The sequence below is a fragment of the Arcanobacterium phocae genome (assembly GCF_900105865.1).
Lineage (GTDB): Bacteria > Actinomycetota > Actinomycetes > Actinomycetales > Actinomycetaceae > Arcanobacterium > Arcanobacterium phocae.
The window spans coordinates 121,650-137,919 of record NZ_LT629804.1 but is presented as its reverse complement, the minus strand read 5'-3'; the positions used below and the strand labels follow the sequence as shown (position 1 = coordinate 137,919).

Sequence of the window (16,270 nt, the reverse complement as noted above, 5' to 3'; positions counted from 1 at the left end):
TCAGTTTTCTCCCTTGGTTAGATTTTCCCACTGCGAAATAATTAAGTCCCGTTCGTTAGCATGTAGTTCACGGCCACCAGCGCTGGTGAAAAATTCGGTTAACACATCAATCGGCCGAGTGCGAGAGAGCGATATTTCTTGTGTCTGTATGTGGCGTAGCGGAATATCATGATGAGCTTCAAGTAGATGCGGGAAACGTTGGCGAAGCCGGGCAACCATTCGAGGTGGACGATCAATATCGGTGACGTAAACTCGAACAAAATGATTACGGTAGCCGGCAAATTGTTCTGATAAAAGTTCTTCAAATGTACCGCGAATAGTCGCCAACGGGCGATAGATAGGTGCTGGTACAAGCTCAATTTCCGGACTATCGCCTGGCCTATCAATTGTGACAATCACAGTGGATTTATGGTGGTGCTCCTCCGAAAAAGAGAAGGCGATAGGGGAACCCGCATAACGCATTAACGGTTTTTCGCTCACTTGTTGTGGTCCATGCAAATGCCCAAGTGCAACGTAATCGATCATTGATTTTCCATCAACGCTGACATCGAAAACTGCGCTGGGAACACTATCAACACCACCGATATGCAAATCGCGTTCGGAATCTGATGGTTCACCACCTACAACGAACTCATGAGCCATCACAACGCGCGGAACATCAACATCTGGATGAGCCACAATATCCTCACGGACTAGCTCCATAGCTGCGCTAACAACCGCTTCATGACTGCGCGCCAATGGTTTTTCGGGATCAGCCGCTAACCGTACACGATCAACATCCGGTTCTAAATAGGGCAGCGCATACACTTGCCCTACGAGCTCACCATCACGACAAATATCAATTGGCTTACCCGATAGCCGTGGATCTGATGCAATAACAACTTCGTCTTTCAACAATCCTGCTGTGAATCCGAGCCGAGTGGGCGCATCGTGATTGCCAGGGGTAAGAATGACCGTTGTGTATTGCGAGAGCCGCTGCAAGGTTTCCGATAATACCTGGACCATGGCAATGGGCGGGATTCCACGGTCAAATACATCGCCGGCAATAAGCACTGCGTCTAGGTTGCGTGTACGTGCCAATTCCACGACGTGATCACACCACAAAATAAATGCATCGTATAAATCCGCGCCATGTAGAGTGCGACCTAAATGCCAGTCAGATGTATGTAGAAACTTCATGTATACAAGTCTAGCGAGCACCTCCCACATAGTTTCTGGTACACCCTGAAATTTGGGGTCCGAACAGAGCTGAGCATACCCACCGGTTAGCAAACTGGTAAAATGAAAACTTGTCAGGCTTTGGCATCGCCGTCGTTCCTCAAGGAGATTTACGTGAAACCTGAACCTACTGGAGAAATCCAAAACGTCGCTCCACACGAACTGTTCTTTTCCACTACGGACTCAAAAGGCGTTATCAAACTTTCGAACGACGTCTTTACCCGGCTATCACGTTACGATGTCGACCAGTTGCATGGCGCACCGCATAACATCGTTCGCCACCCAGATATGCCTGCCTCTGTTTTTAAACTAGTATGGGACAATCTCGAAACAGGCAAGCCATTCGCGGCGTATATGCTCAACTTAGCTGGCGATGGATCCGAATACGATGTGTTTGCAACTATCACTCCGTTGCCTGGCGGTGGATACTTATCCGTGCGTGCCCGGCCCATGCGCGAGGACGTTTTTGCTCAGATTCGTGGCGTCTATGCTCGCGTACTTGACCACGAAAAGTCCCTGATCGACGGCGGGCTCAACCGTCGGCAAGCCGCCGAAGCCGCCGTACCATTTCTAGCACAGGCACTCAGTGAAATCGGAATCGAATCATATGAAGATTTCCAAACCCGTTCGTTACCAGAAGAAGTCGCCATCAGAGAAGCTGCCGGTGCGAAATTTCCGCAACGTGACGGGGACTCCCAACTTCATGACATGCTCCTCGCCGTCCACAACGAGCATGACACGTTGGATACGTGGATGCGTCACCAAGACGAACTTGTGCGGATGAGTGAGCGGCTGACCGCCGTCGTTGAACATGTACGTAACGACATGGAGAAAATGTCTGCAGTGTCGCATGAGTTCACACAACTCGGCGAAGGTAATCCAGCACTGGCCACAACCCTTGAACCATTGTTGGTGTGGAACCGGATGCAAGGTGTTACTCGGACATACCTCAACTCATTAATCTCTAAGATCACTGCACTGAATTCGCATATTGCGCAGACCCGATTCCATATAGCACTATCGCGCCTGCATTCCGATATGTGTGGCATTTTCATTGCGGAACTGATCGACACTGGATACGACGCTAAGATCGGCGTCCCTGGCTTAGCCCCCGGATTTGTGACGCGCGAAGTATTCGATGTTGCCAAGAATGAAACACCGGAAGAACGCGAGATACGCGAGCGGCTAGAATCCTTAGAAATGCTCAGTTCCGTCTTGATGGCTGACGTCGAGACAATTCAGAAGGACGCCCAAACCTACCAAGAATTTGCTGCAGACATCGCCAAATACATGGACCGCGTACTCCATGCGATTTCGATTCCGCGTCAGCTACTCGAGCTATGGCAAATGTCGGCTAGCGAAGTAACAATGCCAGAGATCATAGATTCCGCTAACGTCACAGTTTCCCAAGCGATTGATCATGCTCATGTTTCCCATGAACGCCTGACTAATTTCCAAGGTGAACTCATCGAGGCTAACGGTACTGAGAACTTTGACGCGCTGTCTCGCATCGTGCTAGAAATCCACGCAAAAGTGCTGATCATGCAGGGGTGACGTACAAAATCACGAGATCTGACACGATAGCACGCTATACAGCTCTATCGTGCTGATATTCGAGATTTTATCCGGCATCAACAGACGTTAGAGCATGCTATCGCATCGGGCTGGCAATACCATTCGTAATACCGTGCCCATTTCTATGGTGATTGGGATAGATTACCCAATCACCATGGAGTGCTCTATGATGACATGCAACCGACGACGCGTAAACATAGTCTCACCACTCTTGCTTCCCACGCGAAGCTAAGAGCCGCCTAAAGGACTCTACCCGAGTTTCCAACATTGAACCGGGCTCAACGAATTCTGGATCATCCAGTGCACACTCGATCACGCCGTCTTCGTGGGTACATCCACGCGGACAGTTGGCGGCAATCTCTTCTAAATCAGGGAATCCGCGCAGCAAACCGTCTGGGGTAACGTGCGCTAACCCAAATGTGCGCACTCCGGGGGTATCAATAACAGTTCCATTGCCAAGGTAATCGAATGCCATCGCTGACGTCGAGGTGTGCCGGCCGCGGCCAGTCACCTCATTAACGTGCCCAGTTTCTCGGGTGGCTTGCGGAATCAGCGCGTTGATTAACGTTGACTTGCCGACCCCGGAATGTCCCACAAGTACCGAGACACGACCAGTTAGTTCCTCGCGCAGGCGAGCCAGACCGTCGTCGGAATCGGCGTCGTCGACCACGCTGGTAACCACAATATCTAAACCCATCGGTTCGTAGATTGCACGTAACTCATCTGCCGGTGCTAAATCAGATTTGGTCAGAACTAAAATAACGTCCATGCCAGCGTCATAGGCGGCAACCACACACCGGTCAATCATGCCCGTGCGTGGTTCTGGTTGAGCTAACGCCGCCACGATGACCAACTGGTTCGCGTTGGCCACAATAATGCGTTCGTTTCCAGCGGCTTCGCCTTCTTCACCCACACGGCGTAGCACAGTTTGGCGTTCGTCAACTTCGGCAATGCGTGCCAGCGTATCTTTTCGGCCGGACAAATCACCAACCATCGCACATATATCGCCGACGACGATTCCGCGCCGGCCTAGTTCACGCGCTTTTACTGCCACAACGTTCGTGCCGTCTCCCAGCATCCGTACATGGTAGCGTCCCCGATCAACGCGGTAGACGCGTCCGCGTGGTGCTGCCGAATAGTCTGGACGAATTTTGGTGCGTGGGCGTGAGGGTTTACCCGGACGTACTTTTACCCGGTAATCATCAGTGCCAATATCGCGTCTACTCACCTATGCTCATCCATTCGTGACCATTGTTTCCCACATGTTGACAAATTGTGGGAATGTTTTTGCCGTTGTTTCCATATTAGCAACTCGAATGCCGGGAACACGTAATCCAAGAATCGCGCCGAATGTTGCCATACGGTGATCGGCATATGAATCGAGGTCTGTGCCGTGGAGCGCTCGCGAATGTCCGTTAATGATCAGGTCATCTGCGGTGGTGGTTGCGGAAATGCCGAGTTTAGTCAATTCGTTGGTAATGGCCTGTAGCCGGTCTGTTTCATGTCCGCGCAGGTGTCCGATATTGGATAAGTGGCTTTGCCCATCTGCGAATGCACATATTGCAGCAATAGTTGGGACGAGTTCGCCGACGTCGTGCATATCAACCGAAAGTGGCCTGATAGTGGCCGGTCCGTGACATGTGAGGTTGCCGGGGGATTTCTCAGCGAATGTTGCGCCGGCGCGGTGAAGTAACGCGAGGTAAGCCATCCCCGGTTGTTGTGAGTAAGCTGGCCAGTTTTCTATTGTGACAGTCCCACCTGCGACCATCGCGGCTGCTAGGAATGGACCGGCATTGGAAAGATCAGGTTCGATTGTAACGTCGTGGGGGAGAGTGATCTGAGAAGAATCCGGTGGTTGAATTGCCCACGATCCGTCACTGACGACGACGTCGATCCCGCAGCTTTGCAGTACGCGAATCGTCATCTCCACATGGGGAGCTGACGGCAGCTCGTGATGTGCAAGATGGATGGTGAGTCCATTTTTCATGAGCGGGGCAGCCAACAACAAGGCTGAAATATATTGTGAAGATGCTCGTGCATCAACTGTAACTGTACCGCCGAGAAGCTGGCCTCTCCCATGAATAGTTAGCGGGAAGCCAGACCGATTGGCGGGCTGCGAAGCGATAGAAACACCAAGCCCGCCTAGCGCTGTAACAAGCCCGCTGATGGGACGATGGCGTGCATTATTGGCACAATCAACCGTCACCGTGCCGTGTGCCATAGCGGCCAATGGCAAGATAAAGCGCATGACCGTGCCGGACTGGCCGGCATTAATATGTACCCCGCCACGAATGATGAGTTGCCCGGTGTCACTACGTGGAAAAGGCTTGATGACGCAAGCGTCGAGATTCCAATGCACGCGAGCACCAAGTTGCGCCAGTGCGCGGCCCATTGCCCGGGTGTCGGCTGAGTCGAGAGCACCGACAAGGCGAGTTGTCTGGGTACTTATTGCCGCTAGTAGCATCCAGCGTGCAGTTAGTGATTTAGAACCGGGTAGCCGAACCGTGCTAGACAGATGCGCAGACGGTGGCAAAGCCGGAGCCTGCCACCAGGCTACGCCACGGCATTCAGATATTTTATTCATGAGCGAATACTCATGAAGCCTCGCGACTTAGCGTCCTGCCGATAATTGATCGAAACGCTGGGAAGCGTTTTCAACGGCACGCTCACTTAGCCGAGCCGCACGCCAGCCCACCGATGGTTTACCAGAACGGTCCATAGAAGCGATGAGGGCACCACCGATGAGTCCAGCTGCAGCTAATAATCCGGAAATGTCCTTCTTGCGCTCTGTGTAAGATTTCTTCTCCCACACCGGGTTATTAGCCAGTGCAAGTGGGATTTGGGTTAATCCCAAAATGAGAGCGGTAGTACGCGGAGCGCGGGAACGAGCAAGCTGGGCACCGGCAACAGTGACCACAGCACCGCACGAACGAGTCAGAAGGTCAAGAGTGTCATCAGTTGGTTCGCTGATGCCGAGTTTACGATCAATTCCGCACTTTTGAGCTAATCCCCAAAGCTTGCGCGCTGGCGCACGATGTCCTTGAGGCTTAGATAAAGCATCGAGCCCAGCAACAATGAACGGAGCTGCGAGTAACGGACGAGCAAGTTTATTTACAATAGCCATGCTTACAGCTTACCGTCCACGTCCACCATAGTCTGGCGAACAGCGAAAATTGCGCTGAAAATGAAGTTACAGGTCAATAATTCTAGCCAGTGGCCCGTAGTGTGCATCAACTGCCCGTTTGTAGGCTTCCACATCGCCAGCTTCGGCTGCTTCCAACATGTCGCGGTGGGCATGCGCGGTGGCAGTCAATTCATCTGTTGCCGGTGCCTCAAGACCAGGGATGAATGCTTGATGCACAAGCCACATCGCGCTCATCAGCTGCGAAATAAGCGAATCTCCAGCGAACTCGGTCAGGGCTTCGTGAAAGGCGATGTCTTCATCGAGGTATGTCTGACCGTGAGTTGCATGCTCGACCATCGTATCAACAAGCGCGTGGAGTTTCGGATTGTGCGTGCCAGTGAAATGTGTGACGACGTCGTCGGCAATGCCCAAGTCTAAAACTTTCCGGGTAGCAACAACCTGTCGCAAGCTAGCTTTTCCAGACGTCTGATCAAGAGCGTTACGCAAGATTAGCGTCTGGATCAGTGGCTCAAGGGACATCGCACCCACAAAAGAGCCACGTCCCTGTTGAACAGTGACAATATCAAGTGCAGCGAGTTGGCGGAGGGCTTCGCGCACCGAAGAACGAGAAACTCCTAGATCTGCGCACAACTCTGCTTCGGTAGGAAGCGGGTCGCCTGGCTTCAACCGATGGTTGAGAATGTAACCTTTAATGGCGTCCATAGTGGCGGTTGAGCGCATCACGGTACCGATCATCGTGTTTTCGTTCGATGACGGAGTGCTGTATTTATCCAGAATCGCTTGCAATGATTTGTCTGACAACATAGGCTTAATTGTAACGAACACAAGGCAACGTTGCCCTGTTATTTAACAGAATGTGCTAACAAGTTTAGCGCATTGTGTTGGAACGGTGTGTAATGTGACGAGGGAGTACAGGAGCAAAGGTGGTTCTTCTTTCTTTAGATATTGGCGGAACTAAAGTTGGCTGGGCCATTGTAGCAGGACAGCCGGACGCGTTAATGGTAACTGAGCGTGGTTCAATCCCGACTCAAGCTTTCGACGGCGGTCCACGAGTAGCTCAGCGCATCGGTGAGTTAGCAACCGAACTTGTCTCCCGGTACGACGCCGACGGCGTAGCCGTGGCATCAGCCGGCGTAGTAGATCCAGAAACTGGTGCAATTGTCTCAGCAACTGGCACTATGCCAGGGTGGGGCGGAACCTCCTTAGGTTTGATGCTCCGGGAACTAACCGGTAAGCCCGTTTGGGTTATTAATGATGTTCACGCTCATGGGTTAGGCGAATCGCTCTTAGGTTCGGGGCGTGGATTCCGATCTGTTCTGGCATGCGCCGTGGGCACGGGAATTGGCGGTGCACATATTGTTGATGGCCATATTGTATTCGGGGATCATAACTTAGCTGGCCATTTCGGCCATATTCACCACCACTATGCCGCCGGGCAGCCGTGTTCATGTGGACGTGAAGGCCATATCGAAGCCATTTGCTCAGGCTCAGGAATAACCGACTGGTTTAATTCGCGCGCCGACGGGATAACCGTAGCTAACGGGCGCGAACTCCAAGACCTAGCTGAAAGTGGAAACGAATTAGCCATTGCCACCTTCGCGGAGTCGGGATACGCCCTCGGTGAGGCGCTTGGTTCCCTAGCTAATGCGATTGACCCCTCCGTCGTCGTCCTTTCTGGATCAATGACGAAATCCGGGGACCTGTGGTGGAAAGAAGTGCGCCGCGGATACTGCGCGAGCGCTATGGATTTTGTTGCGGGCCTTGAGCTACGCAACGGTGAATTAGGATCAGACGCCCCATTATTCGGCGCCGCCCTCTATTACTATTCAAGGGAGAATCACTGATGAATCAGCTCATCGAATCGTTACGGGGCACTGTTATCGTTTCAGTGCAAGCCTATCCGGGTGAACCGTTGCGTCACCCCGAAACCATGGCACAGATGGCGCGGGCAGCTGAACTAGGCGGAACCTCAGCAATCCGGTGTCAAGGTCTGGCAGATATTTCGGCGATTAAAGGCCGGGTAAAACTTCCAATTATTGGTTTGTGGAAAGAGGGCGATGAAGGCGTCTACATTACTCCAACATTGCGCCATGCCCGCGCCTGCTCAACGGCCGGTGCTGACATCGTCGCTATTGACGCAACGGGTCGGCCGCGTCCAGACGGATTGACTTACGCTCAAACAATTGCTGAGCTGAAAAAAGACGGAATCTTGACCATGGCAGACTGCGGGTCGTTCGAAGATGCTCAGCGTGCAGTGGAAGCTGGTACTGACATCATCTCAACCACGCTCGCCGGCTATACCGGAGACCGCCCGAAAACCGATGGTCCAGATTTTGAGCTCCTTGCTCAGATGGTTTCGGCATTCCCGGATATGCCAGTCATCTGCGAGGGGCGGATCCACACCCCAGACCAGGCACGGCAGGTTCTTGAAGCAGGTGCGTTTGCCGCCGTCGTCGGGACTGCCATCACTCACCCAACCTCGATCACATCCTGGTTCATCAACGCAACAAAATAATATTTCACTCAATTACTCCTCAACTGAAAGAAGACGAATATGTACGTCGGTATTTTTAAAGATGAAGAAACGCTGGCAAAAGCAGCTGCTGACTATCTCATGACCAAGCTCAACGAATCCGATCGGAAAGTCGTTGGAGTAGCAACAGGGTCAACGCCACTGCCACTGTACAAGGAATTGCGCGATGCGCATGCTGCCGGCATTTTCTCGCTCGAAGGTTTCAAGGCTTTTGCACTCGATGAGTACATCGGCATCGATCCGGAACACCCAGAGCGTTACCGCAATGTGTTGCGTACCCAGCTCGTTGGTGATGAACGTACCGGCTTGCGCGAAGAAGATCTCAACACGCCAGATGGCTCTGCGGAAGACCCATATGCAGCAGCTCAAGCATATGACAAGGCAATCAAGGACTCCGGTGGCGTCGTCGTGCAGATTCTAGGCATCGGTTCCGATGGTCACATCGGTTTCAATGAGCCGGGCGGCGCGTTAACTTCCCGTACGCACGTCGAAGCGTTGACGGCTCAAACCCGTGAAGATAATGCCCGCTTCTTCGACAACGACTTATCCAAGGTCCCAACCCGCTGCATCACTCAAGGATTGGGTACCATCATGGAATGTGGTGTGCCGTTGCTGATCGCTACTGGCGCTGGCAAAGCGGACGCAGTCCGCGAGCTCGTAGAAGGCAGCGTCTCGGCAAAGTGGCCAGCAACGATCTTGCAGATGCACCAAGAAGCTGTAGTTTTCTTAGATGAAGCAGCCGCGGCCAAGCTTGAACTTAAAGAGTTCTACATGGAACGCTGGGAGTCGCTACGATGAGCGTTTTTGCAGGAAAAGTTCTTAACGGCCAAGGTGAACTTGTTGGCGCCGGTTTGGAAGTGGACGACGACGGCGTTCTGGTTCGTATTCTGCCTGCCGGCGATGAGTTACCTGAAGGCTGGATTACTCCTGGTCTGATTGATATTCACAATCATGGTGGTGGCGGAGCTTCGTTCCCAGATGAGACTGACCTTGAGGGCGTCTACACGGCGATTGAGGCACACCGACGCATGGGCACTACCGCAATGATTGCGTCGACCGTATCCATGATTGATCCACTACCAGCCATCAAGAATCTGGTGAAAGCATGTGAAGCCGGCGAATTGCTAGGTATTCACATGGAAGGTCCGTATATCTCCCCGCACAAGTGCGGCGCCCAGAATCCGGCTGCGGTGCGCAACCCAGATTTGGCCGAATTGCGTACATGGCTGGAAGCTGGCAAGGGCTGGATCAAAACTATGACAATTGCTCCGGAAGTTGATAACGCCTTCGAAGCGGCATGTCTGCTACTTGATTTTGGTGCGTTGCCTTCGTGGGGTCACACCAGCGGGACGACGGAGCAGGCACGCGAGTTGATTGCCCGTACTGCTGAATACGGTCGTGCTAAGGGAATCGACGTACCGCAAACAGCCACCCATTTATTTAACGCTATGCCAACGCTTGCTCATCGTGAGCCAGGTCCGGTGCGCGAACTGATTTCGTCAGCGTGCCGCGGTGAAACTGTTGTTGAGCTTGTGGCAGACACGATTCACGTGCATCCTGATCTAGCGGCCGATGTGGTTCGAGTGATCGAAAACTCTGGTCAAATGAATGGCGTTGTGTTCGTGACCGATGCAATGGCTGGTGCAGGAATGCCAGATGGTGATTACGTGCTCGGCTCGCTGGCAGTCACTATCGTGGATGGGGTTGCCCGGTTAACTGATGGTGGCGCTATCGCTGGTGGTACGGCACGGCTAGCTGAAGAAATTCAGCGCATGGTGGGCGGTGGCCATTTGAGCATGGAATCCGCTGTCCGTTGTTGCGTGGCTGGACCAGTTCGTGCGCTCGCATTACGTGGTGACGAGCCAGGTGTGACGGTTGATTTTGTTGAAGGCGAAAAGCCAAACTTTGTGGCGTTTGATGGCGACCTCAATATGGTGCATTATCAGCGCGCATAATACGTTTGCTCTAAAACGGGTTATCGGCACTTTAGTGTGTTGATAACCCGTTTTACTTATCGTGGGACTGTGATGCGAATTGGATTGGCGTTCTACGGTAAACTATCTCCTGATGAACGATGTAGTCTCAGTCCAAGATCGTAAGCTGTTATCGCACCAATTCGAGGAGCAGGCGTTGCCGCTTCTCGATCAGTTGTATGGTGCCGCACTTCGTCTAACTCGCAACCCGCAAGATGCAGAAGATCTGGTGCAAGAAACGTATGCGAAAGCTTTTGCGGCGTTTCATCAGTTTAAGCAGGGGACTAACCTAAAAGCATGGTTGTACCGCATCCTCAACAATGCTTTTATTTCGAACTATCGTAAGGCTCAACGTCGTCCTAAAGAAGCCGATTCGGATCAAGTAGAAGATTGGCAAGAGTTTGCGGCTGCTAACCACGATTCGCGTGGCATGATGTCAGCAGAAGCTGAGGCCTTAGAAAACCTGCCAGATTCAGAGATCAAAGAAGCTCTGGAACAATTATCTGATGATCGGCGTGCAGTTGTTTATTTGGCTGATATTGAAGGATTCTCGTACCAAGAGATAGCCGATATTGTTGGAGTTCCTATCGGGACTGTTATGTCGCGGCTTCATCGGGGGAGAACTCAGCTCAGAGAGATTCTCCGTGACTATGCCCATGGGTTGGGGTATAAAGTGAAGCAGAAGGCTAAGGAGACAAAATGAAACGTTTCGATGAATTATTGGCGCAACTAGATGAGTGTCACTGTGCTGATATCGAATGTGATTGCTCCGAAGTCCTCACACACTTATTTGAATTAGTTGATGCAGATATGCCAACAAGTCAAGCTGAGCGGCTTCTGCAACATAGCGCGGCGTGTGATCACTGTGGTGAAGCAATACGGAGCGAAATACGGGTACGGCTGGCGTTACAGCGGTCATGCCACGGAGATATTGCTCCGGCCGAATTACGTGCCAAAATTGTTCAGGTGATCTGTGGATAACGTCGTCGTTTGGGCGTGAGTCGTTACATCATGTATAGATGTGACGGGATGAGTTATTACCCGGTACAATATAGTCTTGTCGTGCCGTAAAAATACGGCCGAAGGTTAAGGAGTACACAATGTCGAAGCGTTCGCGTAAGCGCCGTGACCGCAAGAAGCGCGGTTCTAACCACGGCAAGCGTCCCAACACCTGATTTTGGGTCCGAAGCTTGAGGATCACAGATCCGAATAAAAGAGGGCGACTTTTAGTCGCTCTCTTTTATTTGTCATACGTTTGTACGAGAAAGGTGCGTATCCAATGCCAATAGCACATGAACATGAGATCGTGTCAGCTCGGCGAGTGCTGTTTTATGGTGTTACTGGAAGCGGAAAGTCAACGTTAGCTCGGGAATTTGCGCAACTCCGTCACTATCCGCTGTGTCTTGTTGACGAACAAATTGGTTTTGCGCCAGCTTCGGAAGCGGTATGGCAAAATCGGGACGAAAATGAGATGCGTGCGTTGGCAGATCAGTTCACGCAATTACCCGAATGGGTATGCGATTCAGCGTGGGGAAAATTCAAAGATGTCATTTTTTCGCGCGCAGATTTGTTAGTAGCTCTTGACTATCCGCGGTACGTCTCACTCTGGCGCTTGACTAAACGCTCAATTAAACGAGTGATTAGGCGCGAGCATGTATGCAATGGGAATATCGAAACGTGGAGACGTTTATTTAACTCCGAATCGATTATTCGTTGGCATTTCCTTTCGTTTTCACGAAAGCGCCAATGGATGCGAGAGCAGGAGAACAGGAGTACTGGGATACCTGTAGTGCGCCTTACGTCTCCGTCTGCTGCGGAGGCTTTTTTGGCGGCCGTCCGCGTTTCGGTAACTGACCGGTAGTGCCAGGGAGTCGGCCAGCTCTTCGTAACCCATCTCGAAGAATGACTTCGATTTGCGCGTTGACTGAGCGCAAATCGTCCTCGGCCCAGCGGGCAACGGCATCGTGAACCGCTGGGTCGAGGCGTAACGAAATAGCTTTGCGGGGTGTCATAAGCTTACTGGTAAAGACCTCCAGCATTAATGACTGGTTGTGTCTGTCCATCAGAACACAGAACTACGAGCAGGTTGGATACCATTGCGGCCCGTCGTTCTGGATCAAGATCCACAATGCTTTTCTGTTCGAGCTGATCGAGTGCCATCTCAACCATGGAGACGGCGCCGTCAACGATTGTTTCGCGAGCATCCACGATTGCTGCAGCCTGCTGACGCTGTAGCATTGCTTGGGCGATTTCAGGAGCGTAAGAGAGGGAAGAAATGCGGGTCTCCACAATTTCTAAGCCGGCAACACTTACTCGCTCGGCAACTTCATTAGCTAGCTCAATGCTGATGTCCTCGGTTGAACCGCGCAGAGAGGAACGCCCATCAACAGGAAAGTCGTAAGGATGTTGAGTGGCGATATGACGGAGTGCTGACTCAGATTGGGACTTAATAAAGTCTTCATAGTTTTCAACCGAGAACTGCGCCTTCGCGGTGTCTGCGACCTGCCAGACAACAATTGCTGCGATATTAATGGGGTTTCCAGAGTAGTCGTTAACCTTCGTCTCGTTGGTTTCAAAGTTGCGTACGCGCACTGAAACTTTTTTACGATTAGTGAATGGGATGGTGTAACTGAACCCAGTACTCCGGATCGTGCCGATATAGGTTCCGAAAAGCTGAACGACGCGAGACTCACCCGGGGAAACGATCGTGAATCCAGTAAGTAAAAAGAATGCCAGTAAGAAGACGATGCCGCATATAGTCATGACGACATTTGTTTGAGTGGTGGCAGTGCCATTATCCTGCGCAATCGCGCCTTGGATGAAGAACCATGAGGAGAGTCCGATAGCTGCCAAGATGCTGAAAAAGAGAAGGATCGTTCCAGCTGATCCTAGTGCCCATGCTTTCTTTTCTGTTACATCTACCCGGATGCCAGAGTGGCCGACCGGGTCGGCGGCTACCGTGACTGGTGTTGATGTGTCCATATAAAGTCCTAACCTCTAAAAAGTGATATAAAAATGATATCACTTTTTAGAGGTTAGGTGAAGAGTGTGCATAGAGTTTGCATATCTGGCTTTAAAACAGACCATAACCACTATTTATTGCGTGGCATGCGCATTCTATGCTCGCCAGCTCCCTTACTTCTTATGCTTCGCTTTGTTCGCAGGCTTTGAAGTGGAATCGATAAATCCGAGTTCCTCGGGAGTTTCCGGAATTTCATTGGTAAGCCAACGTGCGGTGTCCTCATCGGCGTGGTGGCGAACAATCGTACGGAACTCGCTCATCTCGAAGTACAAGCAGTTGGTGAGTGGGTTGCGCTTGTGCTTGATGATCTTGTAGAGCCAGTAAATGAACAAGCCGAGATTGAAGATGAGGGCCGCCCATGCACAGACGATATTGGCAACTGGGTTCATCGTGGCATAGTTCGTCATCGAACTTGGCTTGACGAGTAGCTCAGGCAGAAGGTTGTTTGCCGCGATCCAGAACATGAGTGTGAAGCAACGGAACCAAATCCACTGACCTTTTGCCCATGTGAATGCTGGAATCGTACAAGCGAGCAACAGTGCGAATGTGCAGTACCACGTGTAATCAGCCAGAGCGTTGTAGAGGAAAGCGTGATTCCATAAATCATAAGCAATTACCCATGGCCACACCATGTCAACCCAGATAAGACCACGAACGCGACTCTTGCCGTCTGCAGTCTTAGCCTTAGATTCTGAGGTAACAAAAATCTTGCCGAGACCAGTGATTGTGATGATATTCAGTAGGCCAGCAAGTGCTGAAACAAGGTTCCAGTGACCGCCAATGGTGCGGAAACCAGTTGCTGGATCAATACCTACGTGGTTTGCCTCAAAATTAGAAGCAAGTGCCTGGTACCATTCGACCGAATGGAGCGGGGCTGTAATGTTGCGAGATTCTGGCAAGCCATTGAGAACATCAATAGAGTGTGTCGCGTTGATGCCTTGTAGACAGTCAGCGCTGGCAGCGCAAGCGTAGTATTCGTCGGCTTGGAAGAAGATGGTAATGTCACGGATATTGGCTTCCATGATGTTAATTGACAGGCCAAGCCATAATGCTACACCCATCCATAGTGCGTACTTGCGAGCCTTATCTGGGTGACGCTTTCCAAATGCCAATAGGTATCCAGTCATGGTTGCGGTAGCAATCATGATAACGAACTTACCGAATGGGAACCAGCCCACCATTGGCACACCGTGAATAATCACGTATGGCATAACAGCAATCCCAGCAAGAGTCCACAGTGTAAAAATTGTCCAGTTCCATCGGCGGTTAATCTCAGCAATAGCGATCTGAGCAATCAGCACAATGATCCAGGCAATATAAACAGTAGGGGTACCAATTTCCCACAAAAAAAGTGATGACATGAGTATTCCTTTGAATATAAGGCGGAAAGAAGGCATCTCAACGTTGACGTTCTGTCGAGGTTGGGACTTTCTCCTCAATGTTACCGATAAAAATCTGAGATACTGGAGACTAACGTCACAGAGACGTGACTGGTCGCAGGCCGTGACTAAAACGAAAAGGGGAATCAATGAAAAGATCAACGTGGGCCAAGCTCGGTGGTGTTGTTGCAGCCGGTGGTCTTGCTGGTATGGTGACATTTAGTCAATTGACGGGTAAGGCAACGAAAGAAGAACAAGAGTGGGTCTATCCCGGTGACGATTTAATCGACGCTAACTATAAGAACGGATACTCCTCAACTTACGCTATTGATATTGATGCACCGGCTTATGCTGTGTATCGAATTTTTAAGCAAATTGGTGCAGAGAAATCGGGCTCGTTTAGCTCTGAGTTCTTAGAGCGCACATTCGCACGCCTTCCGTTCTTTAATTCATACGAAATTCAAGAAGAGTTTCAACAACCAGATTCTATGATGCCGGGCGATATCGCAGCATTCGATTTCCATGGTATGTCTATGGAATGGGCAGACGTCGTTCCAGGTAAGTATATGGTGCAGTGGGTTGATACCAAGAACCCGCCAGCTGCACCGGGGTCTTATGCCTTCCGTTTCCCATTCATGAAGCATTTTGCTGCTGCATGGTGCTTCTACTTCGTTCCACTTAAGGGTGATCGGTGTCGATTGATTAACCATTGGCGCATTGGGTTTGAGCCGGATAATCCGACTATCTCCGCAATTAATTGGATTAACATCGAATTGATTGGTGGAGTCATGACCCACTTGCAGAACTTGTATGTGAAGCGAGTAGTTGAGTTCCGGAAGAAGCAACACCATACTGGAAAGGCTATGCGTGGAATTCTAGGTGGGCGTTGGTTTAATACAGGTACGCCGGCTGGTCGTTGGGATGGCACGCCACTGTTCGAAGAAACGTATACGCAATGGATGCGTTACGGGCGGCAGGCGCCCGCCGTTGCTGAGATCCGTGAGCCGGTAACAGATAACCCGAACTGGCCACCAACAGGACCAGGAACTCCGTGGGCTGACATAGTCGATGAAGACTACTTCACTGATTGGGAAGAGCCAGAGTTCTCTTGGGATGAGCAGATTCGCCAGAAGAAGGAGAAGACTTACCTTAAGAACTGGGGTAAGAAGAAGCCAGCTAGCGATAAGTAATCAGAGATAACTTTAGAGGGGCAGCGCCAGGAAGGCGTTGCCCCTCTATCTGTTTTTGAGATACGAACACGATGGTTATTGTGTTGCAAGATGGTCATTTATAGAAAGATCGTCATGTGTGTAGTGAAAACTTCGTCGTCGAAATACGAAGCAGGCAGAGAACGAACATGCAAGGTGTGTTAGAAGAAGTGGGGAAAATTGTCAAGAATAATTAATTCAACATGGTGAGCGGGGC

Annotated in this window: 17 protein-coding genes; 10 read left to right on the top strand and 7 right to left on the bottom strand. The window is 51.2% G+C overall.

The annotated features are described in order from the left end of the window. On the bottom strand, window positions 1-1,179 hold the full coding sequence (locus BLT51_RS00595; RefSeq protein WP_172801280.1) for an exonuclease SbcCD subunit D: 1,179 nt from the start codon (window positions 1,177-1,179) through the stop codon (window positions 1-3). A 102-nt stretch (window positions 1,180-1,281) separates the two neighbouring features. On the opposite strand from BLT51_RS00595, the gene BLT51_RS00590 reads away from it, so the two are divergent. Beyond that, window positions 1,282-2,772, top strand: coding sequence for a PAS domain-containing protein (locus BLT51_RS00590; protein WP_172801279.1), 1,491 nt, complete (start codon window positions 1,282-1,284; stop codon window positions 2,770-2,772). 223 nt (window positions 2,773-2,995) lie between these two features. Here the strand turns inward: BLT51_RS00590 and rsgA are convergent, their stop codons facing one another. The 4 genes from rsgA to BLT51_RS00570 form a co-directional block, all read right to left on the bottom strand. Then, window positions 2,996-4,021: a ribosome small subunit-dependent GTPase A gene (gene rsgA / locus BLT51_RS00585; RefSeq protein ID WP_091278659.1), complete on the bottom strand. Its 1,026-nt coding sequence runs from the start codon at window positions 4,019-4,021 to the stop codon at window positions 2,996-2,998. A 6-nt stretch (window positions 4,022-4,027) separates the two neighbouring features. Further along, a complete protein-coding gene (gene aroA / locus BLT51_RS00580) occupies window positions 4,028-5,377 on the bottom strand; it encodes a 3-phosphoshikimate 1-carboxyvinyltransferase (RefSeq protein WP_091278656.1) in 1,350 nt (449 codons plus the stop codon). 27 nt (window positions 5,378-5,404) lie between these two features. Continuing rightward, entirely contained in the window at window positions 5,405-5,917 is a 513-nt protein-coding gene (locus BLT51_RS00575) for a hypothetical protein (protein WP_091278655.1), read from the bottom strand. Between the two features lie 66 nt (window positions 5,918-5,983). Continuing rightward, window positions 5,984-6,742, bottom strand: coding sequence for a FadR/GntR family transcriptional regulator (locus tag BLT51_RS00570; RefSeq protein WP_091278653.1), 759 nt, complete (start codon window positions 6,740-6,742; stop codon window positions 5,984-5,986). 119 nt (window positions 6,743-6,861) lie between these two features. Here BLT51_RS00570 and BLT51_RS00565 point away from each other — a divergent pair, with 119 nt between their 5' ends. The 8 genes from BLT51_RS00565 (at window position 6,862) to BLT51_RS09015 (ending at window position 12,305) form a co-directional block, all read left to right on the top strand. Further along, window positions 6,862-7,782 (top strand): ROK family protein, encoded by a 921-nt coding sequence (locus BLT51_RS00565; protein WP_091278650.1) that lies wholly within the window; start codon window positions 6,862-6,864, stop codon window positions 7,780-7,782. Next, the gene (locus tag BLT51_RS00560) at window positions 7,782-8,453 is read left to right on the top strand and encodes an N-acetylmannosamine-6-phosphate 2-epimerase (protein ID WP_091278649.1); all 672 of its coding nucleotides are present in this window, start codon (window positions 7,782-7,784) and stop codon (window positions 8,451-8,453) included. The genes BLT51_RS00565 and BLT51_RS00560 overlap by 1 nt, the downstream gene beginning before the upstream one ends. A 39-nt stretch (window positions 8,454-8,492) precedes the next feature. Beyond that, window positions 8,493-9,269 carry a glucosamine-6-phosphate deaminase gene (locus BLT51_RS00555; protein ID WP_091278646.1) on the top strand — a complete coding sequence of 259 codons (777 nt, stop codon included), beginning with the start codon at window positions 8,493-8,495 and terminating at the stop codon, window positions 9,267-9,269. After that, window positions 9,266-10,426 (top strand): N-acetylglucosamine-6-phosphate deacetylase, encoded by a 1,161-nt coding sequence (locus BLT51_RS00550; RefSeq protein ID WP_091278644.1) that lies wholly within the window; start codon window positions 9,266-9,268, stop codon window positions 10,424-10,426. Before BLT51_RS00555 ends, BLT51_RS00550 begins: the two co-directional genes overlap by 4 nt. A gap of 112 nt (window positions 10,427-10,538) precedes the next feature. Beyond that, on the top strand, window positions 10,539-11,147 hold the full coding sequence (locus tag BLT51_RS00545; RefSeq protein WP_091278641.1) for a sigma-70 family RNA polymerase sigma factor: 609 nt from the start codon (window positions 10,539-10,541) through the stop codon (window positions 11,145-11,147). After that, a complete protein-coding gene (locus BLT51_RS00540) occupies window positions 11,144-11,425 on the top strand; it encodes a mycothiol system anti-sigma-R factor (protein WP_091278638.1) in 282 nt (93 codons plus the stop codon). The genes BLT51_RS00545 and BLT51_RS00540 overlap by 4 nt, the downstream gene beginning before the upstream one ends. 119 nt (window positions 11,426-11,544) lie before the next feature. Beyond that, the gene (locus BLT51_RS09440; protein ID WP_372443439.1) at window positions 11,545-11,619 is read left to right on the top strand and encodes a 50S ribosomal protein bL37; all 75 of its coding nucleotides are present in this window, start codon (window positions 11,545-11,547) and stop codon (window positions 11,617-11,619) included. A 104-nt stretch (window positions 11,620-11,723) separates the two neighbouring features. Continuing rightward, window positions 11,724-12,305 (top strand): P-loop NTPase family protein, encoded by a 582-nt coding sequence (locus BLT51_RS09015; RefSeq protein WP_157672837.1) that lies wholly within the window; start codon window positions 11,724-11,726, stop codon window positions 12,303-12,305. A 155-nt stretch (window positions 12,306-12,460) separates the two neighbouring features. Here the strand turns inward: BLT51_RS09015 and BLT51_RS00530 are convergent, their stop codons facing one another. After that, window positions 12,461-13,426, bottom strand: a complete 966-nt coding sequence (locus BLT51_RS00530) for an SPFH domain-containing protein (RefSeq protein ID WP_091278634.1) — start codon at window positions 13,424-13,426, stop codon at window positions 12,461-12,463. A 153-nt stretch (window positions 13,427-13,579) separates the two neighbouring features. Then, window positions 13,580-14,827 (bottom strand): DUF5692 family protein, encoded by a 1,248-nt coding sequence (locus tag BLT51_RS00525; RefSeq protein WP_091278631.1) that lies wholly within the window; start codon window positions 14,825-14,827, stop codon window positions 13,580-13,582. 167 nt (window positions 14,828-14,994) lie between these two features. On the opposite strand from BLT51_RS00525, the gene BLT51_RS00520 reads away from it, so the two are divergent. After that, a complete protein-coding gene (locus tag BLT51_RS00520) occupies window positions 14,995-16,035 on the top strand; it encodes a hypothetical protein (protein WP_091278629.1) in 1,041 nt (346 codons plus the stop codon). Window positions 16,036-16,270: the final 235 nt, after the last annotated feature.

Excerpts from the sequence above, each read along its gene's own strand:
- BLT51_RS00555 (WP_091278646.1), top strand. The coding sequence starts at position 8,493 with ATGTACGTCGGTATTTTTAAAGATGAAGAAACGCTGGCAAAAGCAGCT.
- BLT51_RS09015 (WP_157672837.1), top strand. The coding sequence starts at position 11,724 with ATGCCAATAGCACATGAACATGAGATCGTGTCAGCTCGGCGAGTGCTG.
- BLT51_RS00595 (WP_172801280.1), bottom strand. The coding sequence starts at position 1,179 with ATGAAGTTTCTACATACATCTGACTGGCATTTAGGTCGCACTCTACAT.
- BLT51_RS00530 (WP_091278634.1), bottom strand. The coding sequence starts at position 13,426 with ATGGACACATCAACACCAGTCACGGTAGCCGCCGACCCGGTCGGCCAC.
- BLT51_RS00590 (WP_172801279.1), top strand. The coding sequence starts at position 1,282 with ATGAAAACTTGTCAGGCTTTGGCATCGCCGTCGTTCCTCAAGGAGATT.
- aroA (WP_091278656.1), bottom strand. The coding sequence starts at position 5,377 with ATGAATAAAATATCTGAATGCCGTGGCGTAGCCTGGTGGCAGGCTCCG.
- BLT51_RS00575 (WP_091278655.1), bottom strand. The coding sequence starts at position 5,917 with ATGGCTATTGTAAATAAACTTGCTCGTCCGTTACTCGCAGCTCCGTTC.
- BLT51_RS00550 (WP_091278644.1), top strand. The coding sequence starts at position 9,266 with ATGAGCGTTTTTGCAGGAAAAGTTCTTAACGGCCAAGGTGAACTTGTT.
- BLT51_RS00540 (WP_091278638.1), top strand. The coding sequence starts at position 11,144 with ATGAAACGTTTCGATGAATTATTGGCGCAACTAGATGAGTGTCACTGT.
- BLT51_RS00525 (WP_091278631.1), bottom strand. The coding sequence starts at position 14,827 with ATGTCATCACTTTTTTTGTGGGAAATTGGTACCCCTACTGTTTATATT.
- BLT51_RS00560 (WP_091278649.1), top strand. The coding sequence starts at position 7,782 with ATGAATCAGCTCATCGAATCGTTACGGGGCACTGTTATCGTTTCAGTG.
- BLT51_RS00570 (WP_091278653.1), bottom strand. The coding sequence starts at position 6,742 with ATGTTGTCAGACAAATCATTGCAAGCGATTCTGGATAAATACAGCACT.
- BLT51_RS00520 (WP_091278629.1), top strand. The coding sequence starts at position 14,995 with ATGAAAAGATCAACGTGGGCCAAGCTCGGTGGTGTTGTTGCAGCCGGT.
- BLT51_RS00545 (WP_091278641.1), top strand. The coding sequence starts at position 10,539 with ATGAACGATGTAGTCTCAGTCCAAGATCGTAAGCTGTTATCGCACCAA.